This is a genomic window from Streptomyces sp. NPDC050535 (genome assembly GCF_044457665.1).
Lineage (GTDB): Bacteria > Actinomycetota > Actinomycetes > Streptomycetales > Streptomycetaceae > Streptomyces.
In genome coordinates this window covers 35,442-61,863 of sequence record NZ_JBITHE010000012.1, presented here as the reverse complement: position 1 = coordinate 61,863, position 26,422 = coordinate 35,442, and the positions used below count along the sequence as shown (strand labels likewise).

Genomic DNA, 26,422 nt, shown 5'->3' with positions numbered 1-26,422 from the left:
GGCGAGAAGCGACACCTGGTGCTCAACTGACGGTCACTATATGAGAGTTCGTGATCGGATTGGGAAGGTTCTTTGTTCCCGGTCGGGTAAAGCCGACGATCATTCGAACAGGTGAACGTGACGGTCACTCAGTGACACATTGGTCACTGTCAGTGCCCGGGGGCATCCTGGAGGCATGACGGATCCAGGGGAACTGCGGGCCGGGTTGCGCGAGGCCGTGCGCGGCGAGGTCGCCTTCGACGTGACCGCACGGGCGCTGACCACCATGGACGCGTCCAACTACCGCCGCGTCCCGCTCGGCGTCGTCTCCCCGCGCGACGCCGACGACGTCGTGGCGGCCCTCGCCGTGTGCCGGGCGCACGGGGTGCCGGTCGTCCCGCGCGGCGGCGGCACGTCGATCGCCGGGCAGGCCACCGGCACCGGAGTCGTCCTCGACTTCACCCGCCACATGAACCGGATCGTGTCGCTCGACCCCGACGCCCGCACCGCGGTGGTCCAGCCCGGTGTCGTACTGGACCGCCTCCAGGACGCCGCCGCCCCGCACGGCCTGCGCTTTGGCCCCGACCCCTCGACCCACAGCCGCTGCACCCTCGGCGGCATGATCGGCAACAACTCCTGCGGATCCCACTCGGTCGCCTGGGGCACCACGGCCGACAGCGTGCGGGAGCTGTCGGTGGTCACGGTGCAGGGCGCGGCGCTCCGGCTCGGACAGGACTGGGCGGGCGCCCCCGACGGCCTCCGTCCCCTGGTGGAAGGGGAGTTGGCGCGCCTGCGCACGGGCTTCCCCGACCTTCCGCGCCGGATCTCCGGGTATGCGCTGGACGCCCTCCTCCCGGAGCGGGGCGCGGACGTGGCCCGGTCCTTCTGCGGCTCCGAGGGCACGCTCGGGGTGCTGACCGAGGCGGTCGTACGACTGGTCGAGGCGCCGCCCGCGCGAGCGCTGGCCGTGCTGGCGTACGCGGACGAGAGCGCGGCGGCGGAGGCCGCCGCCGGGCTGCTGCCGTACGGCCCGCTCACCGTGGAGGGGATGGCCGCCGATCTCGTACGGGCCGACGCGGGGCTGCCGCGCGGCGGGGCCTGGCTCTTCGTGGAGACGGGCGGGGCGGACGAGAGGGAGGCACGCGCGCGCGGCGGGGCGATCGTGCGGGCCGCCGGCGTCACCGATTCCCTCGTGGTCACCGACCCGGCCGGGCAGCGCGCCCTGTGGCGGCTGCGCGAGGACGCCAGCGGCACGGCGACCCGGATGCCCGACGGCAGCGAGGCCTGGCCCGGCTGGGAGGACTGCGCGGTGCCGCCCGCCCGGCTCGGACCGTATCTCCGCGATTTCCGCGCCCTGTTGACGGCCCACGGGCTGCGCGGCGCGCCGTACGGGCACTTCGGCGACGGATGTATCCACGTGCGCGTCGACTTCGACCTGATGACACCCGCCGGGGTAGGCCGCTTCCGGCGCTTCTCGGAGGAACTCGCCGAGGTCGTCGTGTCCCACGGGGGCTCCCTGTCGGGCGAGCACGGGGACGGGCAGGCGCGGGCGGAGCTGCTGCCGAAGATGTACGGCGCGGAGATGGTGGGGCTCTTCGAGCGGGTCAAGGGCATCTGGGATCCGGACGACGTGCTCAACCCGGGGATGCTGGTGCGGCCCCACCGGCTGGACGAGAACCTGCGGTTCGCGGTGCTGCCGAAGGAGCCGGTGGACGTGGCCTTCGGGTATCCGGCGGACGGCGGGGACTTCTCGGCGGCGGTGCGGCGGTGCGTGGGCGTCGCCAAGTGCCGTACGGCCACGGTGTCCGGCGCGGACGTCATGTGCCCCTCGTTCCGGGCGACCGGCGAGGAGGAGCACTCCACGCGGGGGCGGGCCCGGCTGCTCCACGAGATGCTCGCGGGCGAGGTCGTGACCGACAGCTGGCGCTCGACGGAGGTCCGCGACGCGCTGGACCTCTGCCTCTCCTGCAAGGGATGCAGGTCCGACTGCCCGGTCGGCGTCGACATGGCCACGTACAAGGCGGAGTTCCTCCACCACCACTACGAGGGGCGGCGCCGCCCGGCATCCCACTACGCCATGGGGTGGCTGCCGGTGTGGCTCGGGGCCGTCGCCAGGACGCGCACGGCGCGAGTCGTCAACTCCCTTGCCGGCGTGGGATTTCTGGCGGCGGTGGCCAAGCGGCTGGGCGGGATCGCGCCCGAGCGGGGGATTCCGCCGGTGGCACGGGAGACCTTCAGCCGGTGGTGGTCGCGGAGGTTCCGGGCGCGAGTGCGGGGGTTCGTGCGGGACGCCAAGCGGGGGGTTCGGCGGCCGTTCCCGGGGTTCGGGACCGACTCCGACTCCGGCCCCGGCTCCGGTTCCGGTCCCGGCTTCGGCTCCGGCGGTGAGGTCGTCGTCGTGTGGCCGGACACCTTCACCGAGCACCTCTCACCGTCCGTGGGCCGGGCCGCCGTACACGTCCTGGAGGCAGCGGGACTGACGGTGCTGCTGCCGCCGACGAAGGCGATGAGGTTCACGCCGGCGGGGGCGGGGGTGTCGGGCCCGCCGGGGTCCGGGGTGGCGCGTGGAGCGCATGGCTTCGGGGGGTCGCGTTCCCCCATCGGGGACGGCGTCACCAAGGGCCCGCTCGGGTTCGGGGCGGTCCTGCCGCGTCGCCGCCACCGCGTCTGCTGCGGACTGACCTACGTCTCGACCGGCCAGCTCGACCGCGCCCGCGCGGTGATGCGCCGCACGCTGGACCTGATGGAGCCGTACCTGGAGATGGGCACTCCGGTGGTCGTTCTGGAACCGAGCTGCGCCGCCGCCCTGCGCACCGACCTCCCGGAGCTGTTGCACGACGATCCGCGGGCGGCGCGGCTGGCGGCCGCGGTGACGACGTTCGCACAGGCGCTGGAGCGCCATGCCCCGCACTGGACGCCGCCCCGGCTGGACCGTCCGGCCGTCGGTCAGACCCACTGCCACCAGCACGCGGTCCTGGGCGACACCGCCGACCGCCGCCTGCGCGAGGCCGCGGGGCTGACCGGCACCCTGACAGGCGGCTGCTGCGGCCTCGCGGGCAACTTCGGCTTCGAGAAGGGACACTTCGAGGTGTCGACGGCCTGCGCCGAGGAGCAACTCCTCCCGGCGGTGCGGGCCGCCCCGGACGGCACGGTGATCCTGGCGGACGGCTTCTCCTGCCGTACGCAGCTCGACCAGCTGGCGGGGAGAAAGGGACGGCATATGGCGGAGGTGCTGGCGGAGGGGCTGAACGGGGGTGAGGGGTGAAGCGGCTCGGCCGGCCAGACACCGCCCGAAAGTACGCTGACGCCCGCCACCGATCCGCTGACGCCCCCACTGATTCGCTGACGCCCGCCACCGACCCACAGCACCCCCACCGACCCACTGCACCCCCACCGCTCCGCTGACTCCCGCCACCGACCCACAGCCCCCCGCCGGTCCGCTGACTCCCGTCACCGACCCCCTGACGCCCCCACCGCCCCACCGCCCGACCGACACCCCCACCGACCCGAGGAGCGGCACGCGCATGAGTCTCCGTTTGCAGGCCATCACCCGGGACGAGCACCTGGACTTCGTCAGGAGCCGTCCGTCCGCCAGCCACATGCAGGTGCCGTCCTGGGGCGACGTGAAGCCCGACTGGCGGCCGGAGAGTCTGGGCTGGTTCGACGGGGAGGGGCGGCTCGTCGGGGTGGGGCTGGTGCTGATGCGACCGCTGCCTAAGGTCAAGCGGTACCTCGCCTACCTGCCCGAGGGACCGGTCATCGACTGGCACGCGGCGGACCTCGAACGCTGGCTCGATCCGATGCTGGCCCACCTCAAGGGGCGGGGCGCGTTCACGGTGAAGATGGGGCCGCCGGTGGTCCTGCGCCGGTGGAGCGCGGACGCGGTCAAGGCGGCGATCGCCGATCCGGCGGCGCGGCGGCTGGGAGACGCGGAGGCGACGACGTACGAGCCCGTGGCCTTCGAGGTCGCGGAGCGGCTCCGGAGGATGGGCTGGCAGCGGGCCGACGCCGACAGCGAGGACGGGTTCGCGGCGGGGCAGCCGCGGTACGTGTTCCAGGTGCCGTTCGCAGGGCGGTCGCTGGAGGAGATCCACCAGGGCCTCAACCAGCAGTGGCGGCGCAACATCAAGAAGGCCGACAAGGCCGGCGTGAAGGTGGTGCGGGGCGGCTACGACGACCTGCCCGCCTTCTACGAGCTGTACGCGGAGACGGCCGGACGCGACCGTTTCATCCCCCGCCCGCTGCCCTACTTCCAGCGCATGTGGACCGCGCTCACGGCCGAGGACCCGGACCGGATGCGCCTCTACCTCGCCCACCACGACGGCGACATCCTCGCCGCCGCCACGATGCTGACCGTCGGCGGACACGTCTGGTACTCCTACGGCGCCTCCACCAGCCGCCGGCGCGAGGTCCAGCCGAACAACGCCATCCAGTGGCGGATGATGACCGACGCCCACGAACTCGGCGCCACCGTCTACGACTTCCGCGGCATCACCGACACCCTGGACGAGACCAACCACCTGCTCGGCCTCCTGCGCTTCAAGGTCGGCGCGGGCGGCGAGGCCGCCGAGTACCTCGGCGAGTGGGACTTCCCCCTCAACCGCGTGCTCCACAAGGCGCTGGATCTCTACATGGCGCGACGCGGGTGACCGTAGGCCCCGACGCGCGTGACCCATCGCACCCGTCGCACCGTGCGGTAAGCGGTAAAAGAGGTTCACAGTCCTGACTTAGTCCATTACCCTGGACTGGAAAGTGCAGCAGGTTAGACGAACGGCTGCGAACTCCGACGTGAACTTCCTGGACGGCCCCCGTGAACCTCCCCAGTGCTGACGTGGCCACGACGGCGACCGAACCCGCAGTCGCCGCGGCGGCAGCCGCTTCCGCGGCCGGTTCGGCGGGAGGTTCCCGGCGCCGGGACGGCCTCGGCCCGCTGGGCCTGGTCCTCGCCGGGGGGATCTCGGTGCAGTTCGGCGGCGCGCTGGCCGTGACGCTGATGCCGCGGGCCGGCGCGCTCGGGGTCGTCACCCTGCGGCTCGCGGTCGCCGCGATCGTGCTGCTCGTGGTCTGCCGGCCCAAGGTGCGCGGGTACGCGCGGGCCGACTGGGGCACCATCGTCGTCTTCGGCGCCACGATGGCCGCGATGAACGGGCTGTTCTACCAGTCGGTCGACCGCATCCCGCTCGGCACCGCCGTCACCCTCGAGGTGCTCGGCCCGCTCGCGCTCTCCGTCCTCGCCTCCCGCCGCGCCCTGAACCTGCTCTGGGCCGGCCTCGCCCTCGGCGGCGTCTTCCTCCTCGGCGGCGGAGGCTTCGGCGACCTCGACCCGCTGGGCGTCGCCTTCGCCCTGTCCGCGGGCGCCATGTGGGCGACGTACATCGTCTTCAGTGCCCGGACGGGGCGGCGTTTTCCGCAGGCCGACGGGCTCGCGCTCGCCATGGTGGTCGCGGCGGTGCTGTTCCTGCCGCTGGGGATCGTCGAGTCGGGCTCGAAGCTGCTGGCCCCCACGACGATCGCGCTGGGCGCCGCCGTGGCCGTACTGTCCTCCGTCCTCCCCTACACCCTCGAACTCCTCGCCCTGCGCCGGCTCCCCGCCTCCACCTTCGCCATCCTCATGAGCCTCGAACCGGCCATCGCCGCGACCGCCGGTTTCCTCGTCCTCGACCAGGCCCTGTCCCTCACCCAGGCCTGCGCGATCGCCCTCGTCATCGCGGCGAGCATGGGCGCGGTACGGACCCAGGTGGGGCGGGGGAAGGCGCGGGGGCTGGGGGCCGAGCAGAGCGTCCTGGGCTGACGCGACCAGCCAAGGACCAGCTCAAGGATCAGGTCGGGGCTCGAAACCCGTGTGTGGGAGGCTTGTGGAGACCGCCGCCCGACTGTCCTGCCCAGGGCCGGGGCGGACTGGTCGCGCTGGTGTCGTTCCTACGGGCTGAGTCCGTGGTCCCCGGTGGCACATACGTCGATACGTGGGCCTTCCGGCTTGCCTTTGTGGGGACGGATCATGATGGAAGTGTTCGATGCCTCGGCGGCGAAGGTGATGCCGCTGGACGTGAGGACGCCGCAGGAGCGGCCGGCGCTGGGGCACGCACCTCGGTACCAGGGGTACGCGTTCTCCGGTCAGGACCCGCGCAGGGGCTCTCGGCTGTGGCGGCGAGCATGACGGCGAAGGGCTTGGGGCGGGCGGTGGCGGAGCTGCTGGAGGCCAGCCATACGACGCCGTTCGAGCAGTTGTCCCGCCTCCTCGGCACCGCGGCGACGACGGCCGGCGCGGGCGGAGCCCGGTTGTTCGTGGCGGATCTGCAGGAGGAGGTGCTGCGGGAGGTCACCGGAAGGGGCTTGAGCGCCGGCGAAGAAGGCGAGCAGTTCCGGATCGAGGGCACTCTGCCGGGGCGCGCCTACCAGATCAGCGAGATCACCACGCCGGCGCGCGGTGGGGCGTGCTGGGTGCCGGTACTGGACGGCGCCGAGCGCCTGGGTGTCCTGCACATCGAGTCAGGCCCCGGCGACCGGGGCAGGCCCGATGAGGAAGTCATGCGGACGCTGGCGTCGATAGCCGGACTGCTGCTGGTGTCCAAGCGGGCCCACAGCGACTCCCACGCCCGGTTGGTCCGGACCCGGCCGATGGGAGTGCCGGCGGAACTGCAGTGGGCGCTGATGCCGCCGCGGACCTTCTCCGACCACCGGGTCACCGTCAGCGCGTTCATGGAACCGGCCTACCAGGTGGCCGGTGACGCCTACGAGTACGCGGTGGCCGGAGACACCCTGCACGTGGCGGTCTTCGACGCCATGGGCCACGACACCTCCGCGGGTCTGACCGCCGCTCTGGCGATGTCCACCTGCCGCAGCCACCGCCGCGCCGGCGCGAGCATCCCCGAAGTCAGCATCGCCGCCGAGGACGTCCTGGTCGGGCAGTTCGGACACAGCCGCTACGCCACCGGCATCCTCGGGGACCTGGAGCTGAACACCGGCTTGTTCAGCTGGGTCAACCGCGGTCACATGCTGCCGGTGCTGATTCGCGGCGGTCGCTGGGCCAGTACGCTGCGGTGCCCGCCCGCGGGTCCCATGGGCAGTGGTTTCAATCTGCCGGTCAGTCAGCGCACCGAGCAGTTGGAGCCCGGTGACCGGCTGCTGCTGTTCACCGACGGCATCACCGAGGCCCGCGGCACCGACGGGAAGGAGTTCGGCGTGGAACGCTTCACCGACTTCATCATCCGCCACCACGCCGACAACCTGCCCGTCGCGGAGACCCTGCGCCGTCTCATGCACGCCGTCATGGACTACCACGACGGACAACTCCAGGACGATGCGACCGTCCTGTTCTGCGAATGGCACGGCGACACCCGCCCGCACTGAGTCGGCTACCTCGCCGGCGATACGCGCCCTGAGCCCTAGACGAGCGCGCCGCCGGCAGCCGCCGTCACGAACGCGGCGAAGGCCTCCGGCGTGACGGTGAGGGCCCCGTGGGCGGGGTTCTTCGAGTCGCGGACGGCTATGTGGGGGCTGAGGTCGGCGACCTCGACGCATTGGCCGCCGGTGTCGGAGCTGTACGAGGACTTGTGCCAGGCGGCATCACCGAGGGGGGCGCACTCGACGCAATCGCCGCCCGTGTCGGAGCTGTACGACGACTTACGCCACGTCGCGCCGGTCAGATCCCGGTTCGCTGCCATAACGCTCCTCCAGTACGCGGGCGATCAAGGTGGCCGAGTCCTCCAAGGAGAGGGCACTGGCCTGCAGTTGATCGTAACGGAGCGAACCCTCCTTGATGGCCTCAGGATTGGCCGTCATGTGGCCCTGCACGAAGTCCTCGGTGTAGACGATGTCCGGGTCGTCGCCGAACCGAAGAACGGTGAATGTGCCGGGTAGGCCCGCGTGCGCACCAGCCTCGAACGGCAGGATCTGCACCTTCAGCCACGGCCGACGCACCAAGGCCAACAGGTGGGTGAGTTGCTCCCGCATCACCTCCCGGCCGCCGATCTCCTGGTGCAGCACCGCCTCGCTGAGCACGACCCAGAGCGACGGCGGATGTGCGCGTTCAAGCACGCGCTGCCGCTCCAGCCGGGCCGCGACCCTGGCATCCAGGTCCTCGTCGTTGCGCGCGCCAAGCACCGCCCGTGCGTACCCCTGCGTCTGTAACAGGCCATCCACCAACTGCGCTTGGAACGTCGAGATGTACGTCGCCTTCGCCTCCATCTCCGCGTACGGCTGGAACCAGTACGGCAGTTGACTCCGGAGGACGAGCCCCACCAGCCGTGAGAACACCCCGTCCGTCCCCAGCGCCGCGTCCGCCCGTTCGGCGAAGTCGCGGGTCGGGACCTTCTTGGCGGTCTCGATCTGCCCGATCAGGGACCCCGTACAGAAGATGCAACTGCCCAGCTGGGCCTGCTTGAGCCCCGCCGACTCCCGGACGCGGCGCAGCTCGCTCCCGAAGTAGTCCAGCGGGGAAGCGCTGGGATCGAGTGCGCGGATATTCACCACGGGACGGCCTCCCCAGGTCGAAACGCAGAACGGCGTTGACTTCGATCTGTTGCTGAGAGTAGCGACTCGCGCGCAACGAGTGGCGTAAATCAATAATGCAAGCACGCTTGCTTGTTTATGGAGCCCCTGCCATGCTCCGGAAAACACCGCACCACCCCGCACACCGCCGTGTCCCGAGGGGAGCGCCATCGTGTTCGACCCGTCGTCCGTGATCGACGATCTGTACCGGGAGAGCGAGGAACTCGACCAGCTGGTGGGGAAGTTGGAGGAGGGCGACTGGGCCCTTCCGACGCCCGCCGCCGGGTGGAGTGTCGCTCACCAGATCGCGCATCTCGCCTGGACCGACCGGGCGACGCTGCTGGCCGTCACGGACGCGGAGGCGTTCGGGCGGGAGACCGAGAAGGCGTTCGCGGCGCCCAATTCCTTCGTGGACGAGGCCGCCGAGGAGGGAGCGCGTGCGGAGCCCGCGCTGCTGCTCGCCAACTGGCGTGCCGGACGCGCCAAGTTGGAGGGCGCGCTGCGCGCCGCTTCCCCGGGCGTGCGCTTCCCCTGGTACGGGCCGCCCATGTCCGCCGCCTCCATGGCCACCGCCCGCCTGATGGAGACCTGGGCCCACGGCCAGGACGTGGCCGACGCGTTGGGTGTGACACGCGAACCCACCGACCGGCTCCGGCATGTGGTGCGCATCGGCGTGCGGACCCGGAACTTCGCCTTCGGGGTGCGCGGGCTCACCCCGCCGAGTGAGGAGTTCCGGGTGGAACTCACCTCTCCGTCGGGAGAGTTGTGGACGCACGGGCCCGAGAACGCCGCCCAGCGCGTCACCGGCCCCGCGCTCGACTTCTGCCTGCTGGTCACCCAGCGGGCGAACCGCGCCGACCTCGCCGTACGGGCCCGGGGGGCCGACGCCGGGCAATGGCTGGACATCGCTCAGGCGTTCGCGGGCCCGTCCGGGACCGGCCGCGCGCCGAAGGGGGCGGGCGGTGACCACTGAGCCGCTGCGGGAGGAGGAACGGACGGTGACCGCCGAGCCCCTGGACGAGGTCAAGCGGGCGGTGATCGCCGAGGCCCTGCGGGATGTGGAGCCCGTGGTGATCGCCGAGGCCCCGCGAGAGGCGACGTCGGCCGAGCCGCTCCGCATCGGCAACGCCTCCGGGTTCTACGGCGACCGCTTCGACGCCATGCGCGAGATGCTCACCGGCGGCCCGCTGGACGTCCTCACCGGCGACTACCTCGCCGAGCTGACCATGCTCATCCTGGGCCGGGACCGCCTCAAGGACCCCGCGCGCGGATACGCCAAGACCTTCCTGGGCCAGCTGGAGGAGTGCCTCGGCCTCGCCCACGACCGCGGAGTACGCCTCGTCGCGAACGCCGGTGGCCTCAACCCTGCCGGACTCGCCGACGCCGTAAGGGAGTTGGCAGGCCGGCTCGGCATCCCGGCGCGGGTCGCGCACGTCGAGGGCGACGACCTCACCGGCCGCCACCCCGGCAGTCTCGCCGCGCACGCCTACCTCGGCGGCGCCGGAATCGCGGCCTGTCTGCGCGAGGGCGCGGACATCGTCGTCACCGGGCGGGTGACGGACGCGGCGCTGGTCACCGGGCCCGCCGTGGCCCACTTCGGCTGGGCCCCGGACGCCTACGACCGGCTCGCGGGCGCCGTGGTCGCCGGACACGTCCTGGAGTGCGGCACCCAGGCCACCGGCGGCAACTACGCCTTCTTCACCGAGCACGACCGGGCGCTCCTGCGTCACCCCGGCTTCCCGCTCGCCGAACTCCACGAGGACGGCACGAGCGTCATCACCAAACACGACGGCACCGGCGGACTCGTCGACGTCGGCACGGTCACCGCGCAGCTCCTGTACGAGACGGCGGGTGCCCGGTACGCGGGGCCCGACGTCACCGCCAGGCTCGACACGGTCAGGCTCACCCAGGACGGCCCCGACCGGGTACGGATCGACGGCGTGCGCGGCGAGGCCCCGCCGCCCACCCTCAAGGTCGGCCTCAACCGGCTCGGCGGCTTCCGCAACGAGGTCGTGTTCGTGCTGACGGGCCTCGACATCGAGGCCAAGGCCGCTCTCGTCCGGGACCAGATGGACACCGCGCTCGCCGGGGCCAAGTCCCGGCCCGCCGAGGTGCGCTGGGACCTCGCCCGCACCGACCATCCCGACGCCCCCACCGAGGAGGCGGCGAGCGCGCTGCTCCATCTCGTCGTCCGGGACCCCGAACAGCACGCGGTGGGGCGGGCGTTCAGCGGCGCCGCCGTCGAGCTGGCCCTCGCCGGCTACCCCGGATTCCATGTGCTGGCGCCACCCGGGCCGGGCGCGCCCTACGGGGTCTTCGAGGATGTGTACGTCCCCCATGGCGCCGTCGACCAGGTGGCCGTCCTTCACGACGGGCGCCGCGTCGACATCGCTCCGGGCGACGACACCCTCGTACTCGAAAACGCGCCGGAACCGCCCCTGCCCGAGCCCCCGCCACCCGGTACACCCACCCGCCGTGCCCCTCTCGGCTTCGTCGCCGGAGCCCGCAGCGGCGACAAGGGCGGCAACGCGAACGTCGGAGTGTGGGTCCGCACGGACGCGGCCTGGCGATGGCTCGCCCACACCCTCACGGTCGACCGGTTCCGCGAACTCATCCCGGAGAGCGCCGACTTGACCGTCGTACGGCACGTGCTGCCGAACCTCCGCGCGCTGAACTTCGTGGTCGGGGGAATCCTCGGCGAGGGCGTCGCCTCCCAGCACCGTTTCGACCCCCAGGCCAAGGCGCTGGGCGAATGGCTCCGCTCCCGCCACCTCGACATCCCGGAGTCACTGCTGTGACCGTCATCAACTCGGCCCTGGACACCAGGAGCGCCGAGTACACCGCCCACCGCGAGGCGATGCTCAGCAAGCTCACCGAGCTGGACACCGAGCACGCCAAGGCGCTCGCGGGCGGTGGCGAGAAGTACGTCGCCCGGCACCGGGGGCGCGGCAAACTGCTCGCCCGGGAACGGATCGAACTGCTGCTTGACCCCGACACCCCGTTCCTGGAGCTGTCGCCGCTCGCGGCCTGGGGGAGCGAGTACGCGGTCGGTGCCTCGCTGGTCACCGGGATCGGGGTCGTCGAGGGCGTGGAGTGCCTGATCACGGCGAACGACCCGACCGTGCGCGGCGGCGCCAGCAACCCGTGGAGCCTGAAGAAGGCGCTGCGGGCCAACGACATCGCCCTCGCCAACCGGCTGCCGTGCGTCAGTCTCGTCGAGTCGGGCGGTGCCGATCTCCCGTCGCAGAAGGAGATCTTCATCCCCGGGGGTGCGATCTTCCGGGACATCACCCGGCTGTCGGCGGCCGGAATCCCGACCGTGGCCGTCGTGTTCGGCAACTCCACCGCCGGAGGCGCGTACATCCCCGGTATGTCCGACCACGTGATCATGGTCAAGGAGCGGGCGAAGGTCTTCCTCGGCGGGCCGCCGCTGGTGAAGATGGCCACCGGCGAGGAGAGCGACGACGAGTCCCTGGGCGGCGCCGAGATGCACGCGCGCGTGTCGGGGCTCGCGGACTACTTCGCCGTCGACGAGCGGGACGCGGTCCGGCAGGCCCGGCGGGTGGTGGCCCGCCTCAACCACCGCAAGGCGCACGCCGATCCGGGCCCGGCCGTCCCGCCGAAGTACGACGAGGACGAGCTGCTGGGGATCGTCCCCGGCGACCTGCGGCACCCCTTCGACCCGCGTGAGGTCGTCGCCCGGATCGTCGACGGCTCCGACTTCGACGAGTTCAAGCCGCTCTACGGGACGAGTCTGACCACCGGCTGGGCGAGCCTGCACGGCTACCCGGTCGGCGTGCTGGCCAACGCCCAGGGTGTGCTGTTCAGCGCCGAGTCGCAGAAGGCGGCCCAGTTCATCCAGCTCGCCAACCAGCGCGACATCCCCCTCCTCTTCCTGCACAACACCACCGGCTACATGGTCGGCAAGGAGTACGAGCAGGGCGGCATCATCAAGCACGGCGCGATGATGATCAACGCGGTGAGCAACAGCCGCGTCCCCCACCTGTCCGTACTGATGGGCGCCTCCTACGGAGCGGGCCACTACGGCATGTGCGGGCGCGCGTACGACCCGCGCTTCCTCTTCGCCTGGCCCAGCGCCAAGTCCGCCGTCATGGGCCCCCAGCAGCTCGCCGGCGTCCTCTCGATCGTCGCCCGGCAGTCGGCCGCCGCCAAGGGGCAGCCCTACGACGACGACGCCGACGCCGCGCTGCGCGCCATGGTGGAGCAGCAGATCGAGTCGGAGTCCCTGCCGATGTTCCTGTCCGGGCGGCTGTACGACGACGGGGTCATCGACCCGCGCGACACCCGGACCGTCCTCGGCCTGTGCCTGTCCGCGATCCACACGGCGCCCTACGCGGGCGCGCGCGGTGGCTTCGGCGTCTTCCGGATGTGAGGAACCCAGTGATTACTTCCCTCCTCGTCGCCAACCGGGGCGAGATCGCCTGCCGCGTCTTCCGTACCTGCCGCGAGCTGGGCATCCGAACCGTCGCCGTGCACTCGGACGCCGACGAGAACGCCCTCCACGCGCGCGTGGCCGACGCGGCGGTTCGGCTGCCGGGCTCGGCGCCCTCGGACACGTATCTGCGCGGCGATCTGGTGGTGAAGGCCGCCCTGAGCGCCGGTGCGGACGCCGTGCACCCCGGGTACGGCTTCCTGTCCGAGAACGCCGACTTCGCGCGCGCCGTGACCGGCGCCGGGCTCCTGTGGATCGGCCCGCCGCCCGAGGCGATCGAGGCGATGGCGTCGAAGACACGCGCCAAGAAGCTGATGGGGCTCGAACCCCTGGCGACGGTGACCGCCGGGGATCTTCCCGTGCTGGTGAAGGCGGCCTCGGGCGGCGGCGGGCGCGGTATGCGTGTCGTACGGGAACTCGCTGACCTCGACGCCGAGTTGACGGCCGCCCGCGCCGAGGCACTCAGCGCCTTCGGGGACGGAGAGGTCTTCGTCGAGCCCTACCTGGAGGGCGGCCGGCACGTCGAGGTGCAGATCCTGGCCGACACGCACGGCACCGTGTGGGCGCTCGGCACCCGCGACTGCTCGCTCCAGCGGCGGCACCAGAAGGTGATCGAGGAGGCGCCGGCGCCCGGTCTCGCACCCGGCCTCGTCGAGGAACTCCACGCGCTGGCCGTGCGCGCCGCGCGAGCCGTCGACTACGTGGGCGCGGGCACCGTCGAGTTCCTGATCGCCGACGGCAGGGCCCACTTCCTGGAGATGAACACCCGCCTCCAGGTCGAACACCCCGTCACGGAAGCGGTGTTCGGCATCGACCTCTTGGCGCTCCAGCTCCGGATCGCCGAGAACACGGCACTCGAATCCGACCCGCCCCCCGCGCGCGGGCACGCGATCGAGGCCCGCCTCTACGCCGAGGACCCGGCCCGCGACTGGGCCCCGCAGACCGGCACCCTGCACCGCCTCGCCGTCCCCGAAGGCGTCCGCCTGGACACCGGCTACACCGACGGCGACCCCATCGGCATCCACTACGACCCGATGCTCGCCAAGGTGATCGCCCACGCCCCCACCCGCGCCGAAGCCCACCGCCGACTGTCCGGCGCACTGGAGCGGGCGAGCGTCCACGGGCCGGTCACCAACAGGGATCTCCTCGTACGGTCCCTGCGGCACCCGGAGTTCACCGACGCCCGCATGGACACCGGCTTCTACGAACGCCACCTGGCCGAGCTCACCGGCGCCACGGCGGACCCGTACGCACCGCTCGCCGCGGCCCTCTCCGACGCGCACGGCCGCTCCCGCTTCGGCGGCTGGCGCAACCTGCCCTCCCAGCCGCAGACCAGGCGCTACCTGATGGACGGCACCGAGCACGAGGCCGCCTACCGGCACACCCGCGACGGCCTGACCGCCGAAGGGGTGCGCGTCGTGCACGCCGACGACCGTCTCGTCGTACTCGAAATCGACGGCGTACGGCGCAAGTTCGGGATCAGCCGCTACGGCGACCGGATCCACGTCGGCCCCGCCACCCTCACCGCCCTGCCCCGCTTCCCCGACCCCACCGCCCAGCAGGCCCCCGGCTCCCTGCTCGCCCCCATGCCGGGAACCGTCGTCCGCGTCGCCGAGGGCCTGGCCGCCGGAGCCGCCGTGACGGCCGGCCAGCCCCTCGTCTGGCTGGAGGCGATGAAGATGGAACACAAGATCTCCGCGCCCGCCGCGGGCACCCTCAGCGCGCTCCACGCCGCCCCGGGCCAACAGGTCGAGGTCGGCACCCTTCTGGCCGTGGTCGAGCCCCTCTAGGGACCCTTCCGGGCCGCCGACACCTTACGGAGACCCCATGACCCCCGTCACCGAATCCGACGAGCACAAGGCACTGCGAGCGGCCGTGGCAGCTCTGGGCAAACGCTACGGCCGCGGCTACCTCGACAAGGTCATCGCCGACGGCGCCCACCCGGACGAACTCTGGTCCGAGGCCGCCAAGCTCGGCTACCTCGGCGTCAACCTGCCGGAGGAGTACGGCGGCGGAGGCGGCGGCATAGCCGAACTCTCCATCGTCCTGGAGGAGTTGGGGGCCGCGGGCTGTCCGCTGCTCATGATGGTCGTCTCGCCCGCGATCTGCGGCACGGTGATCGCCCGCTTCGGCACGGACGCGCAGAAACAGGAGTGGCTCCCCGCCCTGGCCGACGGCACCCGCACCATGGCCTTCGGCATCACCGAACCCGACGCCGGCTCCAACTCCCATCGCATCACCACCACGGCCCGCCGGAACGGCGACAACTGGGTGATCAACGGCCGCAAGGTGTTCATCTCCGGCGTCGACACCGCCGAGGCGACCCTCATCGTCGGACGGACCGAGGACGCGAGGACCGGCCGCCTCAAGCCGTGCCTCTTCATCGTCCCGCGCGACACCGAGGGCTTCGGACGCCGCCCCATCGACATGGAACTCCAGAGCGCCGAGAAGCAGTTCGAGCTCACTCTCGACGACGTGACGCTGCCCGCCGACTCACTCGTCGGCGACGAGGACGCGGGGCTGCTCCAGCTCTTCGCCGGCCTCAACCCCGAGCGCGTCATGACGGCCGCCTTCGCGATCGGCATGGGCCGCCACGCACTGTCCGTGGCGATCGGCTACGCCAAGGAGCGCACCGTCTGGAAGGCCCCCATCGGCGCCCACCAGGCCATCGCGCACCCCCTCGCACAGGCCCACATCGAGCTCGAACTCGCCCGCCTGATGATGCAGAAGGCGGCCCACCTGTACGACGCCGGGGACGACGTGGGTGCGGGGGAGGCCGCCAACATGGCCAAGTACGCGGCCGGGGAAGCCTGTGTGAAGGCCGTCGACCAGGCCGTGCACACCCTCGGCGGCAACGGCCTGACACGCGAGTTCGGCCTCGCCTCGATGATTACGGCCGCACGCGTGTCTCGTATCGCGCCGGTCAGCAGGGAGATGATTCTCAACTACATCTCCCACCAGACCCTGGGCCTGCCCAAGTCGTACTAGGAGTCCGGGGCGAGCCGCCCGCTTCGCTTCAGGAGGAACCGTGTTCCGCAGCGAGTACGCAGACGTCGAGGCCGTCGAGCAGCCCATCCACGACGTGGTCCTCGGCCGTGCCGCCGAGTTCGGTGAGACGCCCGCGCTCATCGACGGCGTCGACGGCACCACGCTCACCTACGGCCAGCTCGACGTGTTCCACCGCCGGCTGGCCGCCGCGTTCGCCGAGGCGGGCGTCCGCAAGGGCGACGTACTGGCCCTGCACAGCCCGAACACCATCGCCTTCCCGACGGCGTTCTACGCGGCCACCCGCGCGGGGGCTTCGGTGACCACCGTGCACCCGCTCGCCACGCCCGAGGAGTTCGCCAAACAGCTCCGCGACTGCGCCGCCAAGTGGATCGTGACCGTCTCGCCCCTGCTGGACGCCGCACGCCGGGCCGCCGAACTCGCGGGCGGCGTACAGGAGATCTTCCTCTGCGACAGCGCGCCCGGACACCGCTCGCTGATGGAACTCCTCGGATCGACCGCGCCCGAACCGCGGATCGACATCGACCCCGCGCAGGACATCGCCGCCCTCCCGTACTCCTCGGGTACCACCGGCATCCCCAAGGGCGTGATGCTCACCCACCGGTCCATCGCCACCAACCTCGCGCAGCTCTCGCCCGCCGTGCCCACCGGACCCGGCGACCGCATCCTCGCGGTGCTGCCCTTCTTCCACATATACGGGCTCACCGCCCTCATGAACGCGCCGCTGAGGCAGGGCGCCACCGTCGTCGTACTGCCCCGCTTCGACCTCGAGACCTTCCTCGCGGCCATCCAGAAGCACCACATCAACGCCCTGTACGTGGCCCCGCCGATCGTCCTCGCCCTCGCCAAGCACCCGGCCGTCGCGAAGTACGACCTGTCGTCGCTGAAATACATCATCTGCTCGGCGGCCCCCCTGGACGCCGACCTCGCGGCCGCCTGTTCACGACGGCTCGGCCTGCCGCCCATCGGCCAGGCGTACGGCATGACGGAACTGTCGCCCGGCACCCACGTCGTCCCCCTGGACGCCGAGAACCCGCCCCCCGGGACCGTCGGCAAGCTCATCGCCGGCACCGAGATGCGCATCCTGTCCCTGGACGACCCCGCCGAGGACCTGGAAGCCGGCGAGGCCGGCGAGATCGCCATCCGCGGACCCCAGGTCATGAAGGGCTACCTCGGGCAGCCCGACGCCACCGCCGCGATGATCGACCCGGAGGGCTGGCTGCGCACCGGAGACGTCGGCTACGTGGACGCCGACGGCTGGCTCTTCGTCATCGACCGCGTCAAGGAACTCATCAAGTACAAGGGCTTCCAGGTCGCCCCCGCCGAACTCGAAGCCCTGCTGCTCACCCACCCCGGCATCGCCGACGCCGCCGTCGTCGGCGTCTACAACGAGGACAAGAACGAGGTCCCGCACGCCTACGTGGTGCGCCAGCAGTCCGCCGCAGCCCTCTCCGAGGGCGAGATCATGATGTACGTCGCCGAACGCGTCGCCCCCTACAAAAGGGTCCGCCAGGTCACCTTCATCGAGGACGTGCCGCGAGCGGCCTCCGGGAAGATCCTGCGCCGCCGACTCCGGGAGCTCCAGTGACCCTTGTGCACACCGCCCACGACCGCGCCGTCACCACCCTCACCCTCGACTCGCCCGCCAACCGCAACGCCCTGTCGGCGGCCCTGGTCGGCGAACTGACCGACGCCCTCACCCGCTCCGGCAAGGACGGCGACATACGCGCGGTCGTCCTCACCCACACCGGGAACACCTTCAGCGCCGGCGCCGACCTGCGCGACCCGCCGCATCCCGACGCCCTCGTCGGACTGCTGCGGCAACTCGTCGAACTGCCCAAGCCGGTGGTCGCCCGGGTGACAGGACACGTACGGGCGGGCGGTCTCGGCCTGCTCGGCGCCTGCGACATCGCGGCCGCCTCCCTCGACGCCACCTTCGCCTTCACGGAGGTACGCATCGGCGTCGCCCCCGCCGTCATCTCCCTGCCCCTGCTGCCGCGCGCCGACCCCCGCGCCCTCGCCCGCTACTACCTCACCGGCGAACGCTTCGACGCCACCGAGGCCGTACGCGCCGGGCTCCTGACAGCGGCGGGCGACGACGTCGACGTAACCCTCGCGCCCGTCCTCGACGGCCTGCGCCGGTCCTCCCCAGGGGCGCTCGCGGAGACGAAGGCGCTGCTCACGGCTAAGGTGCTGGAGGCCTTCGACCGGGACGCGGACGATCTGACGGCGCTCTCGGCCCGGCTGTTCTCCTCCGCGCAGGCCCGCGAGGGAATGACGGCCTTCCTCGAACGACGGGACCCCGCATGGGTGGTGTGACCACGACCGACAGCGCGCCGGAGGGGGCGAGGGAGGCCGCCACGCGTCCGCCGCACGTCCCCAAGCAGGACCGCAGCCGCGCCACCCGGCAGCGGCTCCTCGCGGGCGCCGTCGCCTGCCTCGCCGAGCACGGCTGGGCAGGCTCCACCGTCTCCGTCGTCGCCGAACGCGCCGGGGTCTCCCGGGGCGCGGCCCAGCACCACTTCCCGACCCGCGAGGACCTCTTCACGGCGGCCGTCGAGTACGTCGCCGAGGAACGCTCCACTGCCCTGCGCGCCCTCTTCCCCAAGGGCGCCGCCGACCGTCGCGAAGTGGTGTCCGCGCTGGTCGACCTCTTCACCGGCCCCCTCTTCCGCGCCGCCCTCCACCTCTGGGTCGCCGCCTCCAACGAGGAACAACTCCGGCCCCGGGTCACCGAACTCGAGGCCCGCGTCGGCCGGGAGACCCACCGGATAGCGGTGGAACTGCTCGCCGCCGACGAGTCCCGCCCGGGGGTACGGGAGACCGTGCAGGGATTCCTCGACATGGCCCGGGGCCTCGGCCTCGCCAACCTGCTCACCGACGACGGAGGGCGGCGGGAGCGGGTGGTGGCGCAGTGGGCCGTACTGCTGGACGCGGCGCTGGGGAGCGGGTTCAGGGACTGAGCCGCTCCACCTTCCAGCTGCCGTCCGCCTCCGCCGCGTACCGGAGCCGGTCGTGCAGCCGGTTCTCGTGGCCCTGCCAGAACTCGACCGTCCCCGGGGCGATACGGAAGCCGCCCCAGTCCGGTGGCACCGGGACCTGCTCGCCCTCCGGATAGCGGGCGCTCAACTCCGCGTACGAGGAGTCCAGTTCGGCCCGGGAGGAGATCACCGAGGACTGCGTGCTGGCCCAGGCGCCGAGCTGGGAGCCGTGCGGGCGGGTCCGGAAGTAGGCGGCCGTCTCGTCCCGCCCGGTGCGCCGGGCCGTGCCGGTGACGATGACCTGGCGGGCCATGGCGTGCCACGGGAAGAGCAGCGAGACATACGGGTTGGCGGCCAGTTCGCGGGCCTTGCGGGACCCGTAGTTGGTGTAGAAGACGAAGCCGTGCTCGTCGTACCCCTTCAGCAGCACCGTGCGCGAGCTGGGCCGGCCCTCCGCGTCCGCCGTCGAGACGACCATGGCGTTGGGCTCGTACACCGCGCCCCGCGCCGTGGCCCGCACGGCCTCGCCGAACCAGCGCGCGAACTGTTCCATCGGGTGGGCGGCCAGCTCGGACTCGGCGATGCCCTCGGCCCGGTAGTGCTCGCGCATCGCGGCGGGGTCGAGAGCGGGATCGGGAAGGGGGTCGAGAGCGGGATCGAGGGTCGGATCACGGTCGGTCACATGGTCATCCTGCCGTATCCGTACCGCTGTCCGGCGAGGGTGCGCCGCATCCCCGATCCGCACTTGAGTGGCACTGAGTGCCGCACACCCTCCCCAAAGGTGGCACTCGGAGATATCGTGATGCCGAACGGCCGGGTGACCGCCGGCCGCACGGGGCATCACCGAGGTGACGTACCGGACCGCGAGTCCACGAGGAGACCGCGGAACCGGACGTACGTCATCCACCACGGACATATGGTCACGAGACACCGAATCCCCCCGTAGATCATTCGTCGCACACATCATGAGGAGCCGCCTGATGTCCGACTTCGTACCCGGACTCGAGGGAGTCGTCGCTTTCGAGACGGAGATCGCCGAACCGGACAAGGAGGGCGGCGCGCTGCGGTACCGGGGCGTCGACATCGAGGATCTGGTCGGCCACGTCTCCTTCGGCAACGTCTGGGGCCTCCTCGTCGACGGAGCCTTCAACCCCGGCCTGCCGCCCGCCGAGCCGTTCCCGATCCCCGTCCACTCCGGCGACATCCGCGTCGACGTACAGTCCGCGCTGGCGATGCTGGCCCCCGTGTGGGGCCTGCGGCCCCTCCTCGACATCGACGAGCGGCAGGCCCGCGAGGACCTCGCGCGCGCCGCCGTGATGGCCCTGTCCTACGTCGCCCAGTCGGCCCGCGGCCAGGGCAACGCCATGGTTCCGCAGCGCGAGATCGACAAGGCGCAGTCCGTCGTGGAGCGCTTCATGATCCGCTGGCGCGGCGAGCCGGACCCCAAGCACGTGGCGGCGGTCGACGCCTACTGGACGTCCGCCGCCGAACACGGCATGAACGCCTCCACCTTCACCGCCCGCGTCATCGCCTCGACCGGCGCGGACGTCGCGGCGGCCCTCTCCGGAGCCGTGGGCGCCATGTCGGGCCCGCTGCACGGCGGCGCCCCCTCCCGCGTCCTCGGCATGATCGAGGAGATCGAACGCACCGGCGACGCCGAGGCGTACGTCAGGCAGGCCCTCGACAAGGGCGAACGCCTCATGGGCTTCGGCCACCGCGTCTACCGCGCCGAGGACCCACGCGCGCGCGTGCTCCGCCGCACCGCCCGCGAGCTCGGCGCCCCCCGCTTCGAGATCGCCGAAGCCCTGGAGAAGGCCGCCCTCGCCGAACTCCACGCGCGCCGTCCGGACCGCGTCCTTGCGACGAACGTCGAGTTCTGGGCCGCCATCGTCCTCGACTTCGCCGAGGTCCCGGCCCACATGTTCACCTCGATGTTCACCTGCGCCCGCACCGCCGGCTGGTCCGCGCACATCCTGGAACAGAAGCGCACCGGACGGCTCGTCCGGCCCTCCGCCCGCTATGTCGGCCCCAGCACCCGTGGGCCGCGGGAGATCGTGGGGTACGGGGACATCGTCGCGCGCTGAATCCTGGCGCGCGGTCGCCGCCGAGAACGCAGACGACCCGCGAGCTCGGGTTCCTCCGCCTGACGGCGGAGGAGCCGGCCGGACGTACCGGCGAGCCCGCGGGTCGGGTGACTGCTGGAGATTGGGCCGGCTGCACGCACAGAACACGCGCTGGTCCGGCACCGCACTGGGTGTGGTGACGGGCCGCTAGCCCGCAGCCACCTCTCCTGTCCGGTTCACATACATCTGCCGAACCACCTCCCTTCTGGATTGGCTCCACTCTAAGAAGCCCGGGAATCCGGTTCAACCGGTTTTTCGGGAGGCTTCGTGGAAGGGTCCTGGAGGACGGTCCGGCTGCTCATGGGGCGGACGGGGCGGAAATCCGGGGTACAACGTTTTCGTCCGAACTTTGGTGAACCCGGTGTGTGCTGGGTCACGTTCGAGTTCAATGAGGGTGAGCGAGCGAATTGTCGCGTCGTAGTTGCGGACGCAGCCTGCAGGGGGTCCAGGTGAGTGCTTCCCGGCGTAGTGGGACCACCGACGAGCTGGGGCCGGACGAGCCCGAGCGGGATGACTCGGATCTTCTTGCCGCGCTCCTCGACGGGATGGACGCGGCGCTGTGCGCCTTTGACGCAGACGGGGTCGTGACCCACTGGAATCGTGAGGCCGAGCGGATTCTCGGCTGGACGGCCGCCGAGGCCGTGGGGCGGCACGGATTCGCCGGCTGGGCCGTGCGGACCGCCGACGCGGAAGAGGTCCAGGCGCGGCTGTTGTCCGCCATGGAGGCACCGGGCCGCCAGGTGCACGAGTTCGCCCTCCTCACCAAGGACGGCGGGCGGGTGCTCGTACGGACCCAGTCTGCCGCCGTGCGCGGACCCGACGGCAAGCCCGCCGGGGTGTACTGCGCCTTCAGCGAGGTGCACGCGCAGATCGACCTGGAGCGGTCCATCGCGCTCAGCGAGGCGTTGTTCGAGGACGCGAGCTGGGGTGTGGTGCTCGTGGACGCGGATCTGCGCCCCGCCGTCGTCAACGCGCACGCGGCCAGGGCGCTCGGTATCGGGCGTACGGCGGTGCTCGGGCGGCCGCTGGGGGAGTTGCTCTCGCAGGGCGTCGAGGAGCTGGAGAGCGCGCTCACCCATGTGCTGGCCGAGGGCGCGCCGCCCGCGCCCGCCGAGATGTGGGTGAGTGTCCGTACGCAGGAGGGCGAGACCCGGCGGTGCTGGCGCAGCGGCTTCCTGCGGCTCGCCTCACCGCTCACCGAGGAGCCCGTACCGCTGGGGGTCGGATGGCTCTTCCAGGACGTCACCGAGGCCAAGCAGACCGAGCAGGAGGCGGCGCTGCTGCGGTTCCGGGCGAATCAGCTGCACCGGGCGGCGCGGGCCGCCGCCGAGTGCGAGGACCCGGCCGAGGCGGCCACCGTACATCTGGACTTCTCGCTCGCCGGATTCGCCGATCACGCGCTGATCGACCGGGTGGCGGGCGGTCCGGCGCGGGACGGCGAGGGCCCTGTACGGCTCGTACGGGCCGCCGCCACGCCCGCCGGGACGCCGGGGCCGAGCATGCCGGCCGGCAAGGCGGGGCTGCCGGTGCGGTACGCCGACGGGCATCCGGCGTTGCAGTGCGCGGAGCGGGCCGGATCGGTGCGGGCCAGCGCCCGTGAGTCCGAGCCCGGCCGGGTCCGGGAGTGGGCCGTCGCCCGGCAGTGGCCCCCGGACTCGGTGCACGCGCTGTGCACGGTGCTCCGCAGCCGGGGCCGGACGCTGGGCGTGGTGACCTTCCTGCGCGCTGCGGGGCGCACCCAGTTCGAACGCACGGACGCGACGTACGCGGAGGACGTGGCCGTACGGATCGCGATGGCGCTGGACCTGGAGGACCTGTGGGAGGGACGGCGCTGAGGGGCGGGGCCGGGTTCCAGGACAGGACCTAGGGGGCCGGGGTTTTCGGCGTCGGTCGGCGTGGCCCGCCCCCCGCCCGGCTCAGTGCCGGTAGAAGATCCGGTCCCCGTACTCGGTCATGACGCGGCTGTTCCACTCGTGGCCGCCGTCCACGTTGGCCGAACGGAGGAGCGGGGGCTCGATCCCGCGGTCGGCCAGGGCGCCCGCGGCGGTGGCCATGACGGCCTGGAGGAGGGCCGAGGTGACGACCGTGGAGGCGGGGGCGAAGGGCGCCTCGATGGTGTCCTTCGTGAGTTCCGCGTCGCCGATCGGGATCCTCGAGTCGAGGACGATGTCGCAGTGGTCCTTGAGGTACGTCCCCGAGGTGTGCCGGGACTTCGTCTCCGTCGTGTAGGCGACCGAGGTCACGCCGATGACCTTGAGGCCGAGGGAGCGGGCCTTCATGGCCATCTCGACGGGGAGCGCGTTGCGCCCGGAGAGGGAGATGATCACGAGCAGGTCCCCGGAGCGGGCCGGGCTGGAGTCGAGGACGGCGCTCGCCAGGCCGTCGACCCGCTCCAGGGCCGAGCCCAGGGTGGCCGGAATGACGTCGACGCCCACGGTCCCCGGCACGACGAGCAGGTTCATCAGGGCGAGGCCGCCGGCGCGGTAGACGATGTCCTGGGCGGCGACCGAGGAGTGCCCGGCGCCGAACGCGAACAGGCGTCCGCCGTCGGCGACGGTGTCGGCGATCAGCGCTCCGGCCGCCTCGATCTCCGCGGCGTCCTCGTCCCGCACCCGTTGCAGCAGGCCGATCGCCGCGTCGAAGAACTGCCCGGCCAGCTTGCTGTCGCTCATCGGCGAAGCCCCTTCGAAGTTCCGTCAGCGTCGACGCGTCGCCGATCACGTTGCGGTCTGGACCATCGCGCTGTCAATACGGCGGGCAGTACGGCCGGCAACACGGTGAGGGGCTCGTGTACGCGGTTCTCGCCGCCGGGTCCGTACCGCCGCGGAGATCCCCCGCGGGCACTTGTCACCACGTGGTTTCGACGGCGAGGCACGCTTGTCAGTGCGATGCGTCAGAATTGAGTCCAGGGCCAGCGCACAAGCCGGTGAGCCACGCAGCCTCCGGCAGAGCTAATCGAGGGGCACACATGTCCGGACTGATCGACACCACGGAGATGTATCTCCGCACCATCCTCGAGCTGGAGGAGGAAGGCGTCGTCCCCATGCGCGCCCGGATCGCGGAGCGGCTGGACCAGAGCGGTCCGACGGTCAGCCAGACGGTGGCGCGGATGGAGCGCGACGGCCTGGTGGCGGTCGCCAGCGACCGGCATCTGGAGCTCACCGACGAAGGTCGCAGGCTGGCCACGCGTGTCATGCGCAAGCACCGGCTCGCGGAGTGCCTCCTCGTCGACGTGATCGGTCTGGAGTGGGAGCACGTGCACGCCGAGGCGTGTCGCTGGGAGCACGTGATGAGCGAGGCAGTGGAGCGCCGGGTGCTGGAGCTGCTGCGCCACCCGACTGAGTCGCCGTACGGCAACCCGATCCCGGGCCTGGAGGAGCTGGGCGAGAAGGACGGCGCCGACCCGTTCCTGGACGAGGGCATGGTGTCGCTGGCCGAGCTGGATCCTGGCAAGGAGGGCAAGACCGTGGTCGTCCGGCGTATCGGCGAGCCGATCCAGACGGACGCGCAGCTGATGTACACACTGCGGCGGGCGGGCGTGCAGCCCGGCTCCGTGGTGAGCGTGACGGAGTCCGCGGGCGGGGTCCTGGTGGGCAGTGGCGGCGAGGCCGCGGAGCTGGAGTCGGAGGTCGCCTCCCACGTGTTCGTCGCCAAGCGCTGAGGTGCCCGCCGACCGGCGCGGGCCGGTCCGCCGGTGTGCGGCCGACGTGCCCGTCACCTGCCGCGCGCCCCGGCACGCGCTGTCCACCACCCGACCACCGGTGTGTCAACTACCGTGACCACAGTGGTAGTTGTGACCCCCGCGTGACCTCACCGAAACCAAGATTCAGTGCGCGGAACCGCAGCGCTGGGACCGTTTGCGTGCGAGGCTGTCGCGTGAGGCATATGACCTGAGAGCTCTTGACCGTGTTCCGAGAGCGAAGGCGCGCGGTCGGGGAGGGGGCGAAAAGGATGTGCCGCAGACGTGGAGAGGGCCCCGGCGCCCAATGGCGCCGGGGCCTGTTCTCCCCCTTGCTGACCCGGAGCCCCGAGCTCCCAGGGTCAACCCCTTCGGGCCGGTTTCCCCGAGCGGCCCGCCCCCCGCTGAAGATCTCCCCTCGGCGGCGGCGGTCAATCCTTGAGCGTGGTCACTCGAACGAGGGGTGTTGCGGCCGAGAAAGGCGTTCTCGAATCCCCATTCGATAGCGTGAGGGCGTAGTTGGGGTCCCACGGGTAACAAGGGATCAGCGGGCGCCGGCAAGCGGCACGGTCGGCACCAGCCGGCGGAAGGCCGGTGCGAGCAGGCAGCGGAACCAGCAGGAGCAGCGGTACGACAGCGGTAGGAACGGTACGAGTGGACCGGCCGGCTCGAACGGGAGCGAGGCGGTTCCAGCGAGCGAGGGGGGTGCCATTACCTGTGGTGCGGCGCATCGACGTAACGGGAGCGGGTGGCGTACGCCTCGCCGCTTGGGAGTTCGCCGATCCTCCCAATCACAAGGCGGATCTCTCCGGAACCGAGCCTTCCGGAGCTGGCTCTTCGGGAACCGGCCGGCTCAGGATCGCCTCTCCGAGGTCCGGGAGTGATCCCGAGGGGAGCGGGTCCGGATCCCGGCCCGCGGAGACCCCCGGCGCACCCGGCGTGCTCTTACTGCACGGCCTCATGGGCCGCGCCTCCCACTGGGCCTCGACGGCCCGCTGGCTCTCCGAACGGCATCGCGCCATCGCGCTCGACCAGCGCGGTCACGGCCAGAGCGACAAGCCGCCTGAGGCCGCCTACACCCGCGAGGCCTATGTCGAGGACGCGGAGGCCGCCCTCGAACAGCTCGGCCTCGCCCCGGCCGTCCTGATCGGGCATGCCATGGGCGCGCTGACCGCCTGGCAGCTCGCCGCCAAGCGCCCCGATCTCGTCTGCGGTCTGATCATCTGCGACATGCGGGCGTCGGCGCTGGGCGCCGCCTCGCAGCGCGAGTGGGAGGACTGGTTCAAGGCCTGGCCCGCCCCCTTCGCCACGCTCGCCGACGTACGCAAGTGGTTCGGCGAGGACGATCCTTGGGTGGAGCGTCCCAACCCGTCCCGCGGCGAGTTCTACGCCGAGGTGATGCATGAGTCCGGCGACGGCTGGCGCCCGGTCTTCGAACCCGCGCAGATGCTCAAGTCCCGCCAGACCTGGGTGTACGACGCCCACTGGGAGGAGCTCACGCAGGTCAGGTGCCCCGCCCTGGTGGTACGGGGTCTCGACGGTGAGCTCGGCCGCGCCGAGTCCCAGGAGATGGTCCGCGTCCTGCCCAACGGCCAGTACGCGGAGGTGGCCGAAGCCGGCCACCTCGTCCACTACGACCAGCCGGACGCCTGGCGCGCGGCGATCGAACCCTTCCTGGACGGCGTACTCACCCCCTAGCACCGCCCCCACC

The 26,422-nt window shown here is 71.8% G+C and carries 20 protein-coding genes; 16 read left to right on the top strand and 4 right to left on the bottom strand.

Features of this window, described 5'->3' with window-relative positions:
- Positions 1-175: 175 nt before the first annotated feature.
- From ACIBLC_RS25425 to ACIBLC_RS25410, 4 genes are all read left to right on the top strand, one after another.
- Positions 176-3,244: an FAD-binding and (Fe-S)-binding domain-containing protein gene (locus ACIBLC_RS25425; protein ID WP_399213486.1), complete on the top strand. Its 3,069-nt coding sequence runs from the start codon at positions 176-178 to the stop codon at positions 3,242-3,244.
- Positions 3,245-3,503: 259 nt separating this feature from the next.
- Positions 3,504-4,628, top strand: a complete 1,125-nt coding sequence (locus ACIBLC_RS25420) for a lipid II:glycine glycyltransferase FemX (protein ID WP_399213485.1) — start codon at positions 3,504-3,506, stop codon at positions 4,626-4,628.
- A 161-nt stretch (positions 4,629-4,789) separates the two neighbouring features.
- On the top strand, positions 4,790-5,770 hold the full coding sequence (locus ACIBLC_RS25415; RefSeq protein WP_399213484.1) for an EamA family transporter: 981 nt from the start codon (positions 4,790-4,792) through the stop codon (positions 5,768-5,770).
- Positions 5,771-6,132: 362 nt separating this feature from the next.
- Entirely contained in the window at positions 6,133-7,329 is a 1,197-nt protein-coding gene (locus ACIBLC_RS25410) for a PP2C family protein-serine/threonine phosphatase (protein WP_399213483.1), read from the top strand.
- 35 nt (positions 7,330-7,364) lie between these two features.
- Here ACIBLC_RS25410 and ACIBLC_RS25405 read toward each other — a convergent pair whose 3' ends face one another.
- Both ACIBLC_RS25405 and ACIBLC_RS25400 read right to left on the bottom strand, forming a co-directional pair.
- On the bottom strand, positions 7,365-7,643 hold the full coding sequence (locus tag ACIBLC_RS25405; RefSeq protein ID WP_399213482.1) for a DUF397 domain-containing protein: 279 nt from the start codon (positions 7,641-7,643) through the stop codon (positions 7,365-7,367).
- Positions 7,603-8,451 carry a helix-turn-helix domain-containing protein gene (locus tag ACIBLC_RS25400; RefSeq protein ID WP_399213481.1) on the bottom strand — a complete coding sequence of 283 codons (849 nt, stop codon included), beginning with the start codon at positions 8,449-8,451 and terminating at the stop codon, positions 7,603-7,605. Before ACIBLC_RS25400 ends, ACIBLC_RS25405 begins: the two co-directional genes overlap by 41 nt.
- A 190-nt stretch (positions 8,452-8,641) precedes the next feature.
- Here ACIBLC_RS25400 and ACIBLC_RS25395 point away from each other — a divergent pair, with 190 nt between their 5' ends.
- The 8 genes from ACIBLC_RS25395 (at position 8,642) to ACIBLC_RS25360 (ending at position 18,891) form a co-directional block, all read left to right on the top strand.
- Entirely contained in the window at positions 8,642-9,442 is an 801-nt protein-coding gene (locus ACIBLC_RS25395) for a TIGR03084 family metal-binding protein (RefSeq protein ID WP_399213480.1), read from the top strand.
- A gap of 97 nt (positions 9,443-9,539) precedes the next feature.
- Positions 9,540-11,267, top strand: coding sequence for an acyclic terpene utilization AtuA family protein (locus ACIBLC_RS25390; protein ID WP_399213688.1), 1,728 nt, complete (start codon positions 9,540-9,542; stop codon positions 11,265-11,267).
- Positions 11,264-12,862 carry an acyl-CoA carboxylase subunit beta gene (locus ACIBLC_RS25385; RefSeq protein ID WP_399213479.1) on the top strand — a complete coding sequence of 533 codons (1,599 nt, stop codon included), beginning with the start codon at positions 11,264-11,266 and terminating at the stop codon, positions 12,860-12,862. Before ACIBLC_RS25390 ends, ACIBLC_RS25385 begins: the two co-directional genes overlap by 4 nt.
- Before the next feature lie 8 nt (positions 12,863-12,870).
- Complete coding sequence (locus ACIBLC_RS25380; protein ID WP_399213478.1) at positions 12,871-14,712, top strand: acetyl/propionyl/methylcrotonyl-CoA carboxylase subunit alpha; 1,842 nt, start codon at positions 12,871-12,873, stop codon at positions 14,710-14,712.
- A gap of 37 nt (positions 14,713-14,749) precedes the next feature.
- Entirely contained in the window at positions 14,750-15,910 is a 1,161-nt protein-coding gene (locus ACIBLC_RS25375; RefSeq protein ID WP_399213477.1) for an acyl-CoA dehydrogenase family protein, read from the top strand.
- Between the two features lie 40 nt (positions 15,911-15,950).
- On the top strand, positions 15,951-17,516 hold the full coding sequence (locus ACIBLC_RS25370) for a 4-coumarate--CoA ligase family protein (RefSeq protein ID WP_399213476.1): 1,566 nt from the start codon (positions 15,951-15,953) through the stop codon (positions 17,514-17,516).
- The gene (locus ACIBLC_RS25365) at positions 17,513-18,247 is read left to right on the top strand and encodes an enoyl-CoA hydratase family protein (RefSeq protein ID WP_399213475.1); all 735 of its coding nucleotides are present in this window, start codon (positions 17,513-17,515) and stop codon (positions 18,245-18,247) included. Before ACIBLC_RS25370 ends, ACIBLC_RS25365 begins: the two co-directional genes overlap by 4 nt.
- Positions 18,235-18,891: a TetR/AcrR family transcriptional regulator gene (locus tag ACIBLC_RS25360; RefSeq protein ID WP_399213474.1), complete on the top strand. Its 657-nt coding sequence runs from the start codon at positions 18,235-18,237 to the stop codon at positions 18,889-18,891. Before ACIBLC_RS25365 ends, ACIBLC_RS25360 begins: the two co-directional genes overlap by 13 nt.
- On the opposite strand, the gene pdxH is transcribed toward ACIBLC_RS25360, so the two are convergent.
- Entirely contained in the window at positions 18,881-19,591 is a 711-nt protein-coding gene (gene pdxH / locus ACIBLC_RS25355) for a pyridoxamine 5'-phosphate oxidase (protein WP_399213473.1), read from the bottom strand. The two genes, ACIBLC_RS25360 and pdxH, sit on opposite strands and share 11 nt — an antisense overlap.
- Before the next feature lie 298 nt (positions 19,592-19,889).
- Here pdxH and ACIBLC_RS25350 point away from each other — a divergent pair, with 298 nt between their 5' ends.
- Complete coding sequence (locus ACIBLC_RS25350; protein ID WP_399213472.1) at positions 19,890-20,993, top strand: citrate synthase 2; 1,104 nt, start codon at positions 19,890-19,892, stop codon at positions 20,991-20,993.
- 488 nt (positions 20,994-21,481) lie between these two features.
- On the top strand, positions 21,482-22,867 hold the full coding sequence (locus tag ACIBLC_RS25345; RefSeq protein WP_399213471.1) for a PAS domain-containing protein: 1,386 nt from the start codon (positions 21,482-21,484) through the stop codon (positions 22,865-22,867).
- Positions 22,868-22,948: 81 nt separating this feature from the next.
- Here the strand turns inward: ACIBLC_RS25345 and ACIBLC_RS25340 are convergent, their stop codons facing one another.
- Complete coding sequence (locus ACIBLC_RS25340) at positions 22,949-23,704, bottom strand: SIS domain-containing protein (RefSeq protein WP_399213470.1); 756 nt, start codon at positions 23,702-23,704, stop codon at positions 22,949-22,951.
- Between the two features lie 296 nt (positions 23,705-24,000).
- Here ACIBLC_RS25340 and ACIBLC_RS25335 point away from each other — a divergent pair, with 296 nt between their 5' ends.
- Both ACIBLC_RS25335 and ACIBLC_RS25330 read left to right on the top strand, forming a co-directional pair.
- Positions 24,001-24,693: a metal-dependent transcriptional regulator gene (locus ACIBLC_RS25335; protein WP_399213469.1), complete on the top strand. Its 693-nt coding sequence runs from the start codon at positions 24,001-24,003 to the stop codon at positions 24,691-24,693.
- A gap of 735 nt (positions 24,694-25,428) precedes the next feature.
- A complete protein-coding gene (locus ACIBLC_RS25330) occupies positions 25,429-26,409 on the top strand; it encodes an alpha/beta fold hydrolase (protein ID WP_399213468.1) in 981 nt (326 codons plus the stop codon).
- The last annotated feature ends 13 nt before the right edge of the window (positions 26,410-26,422 follow it).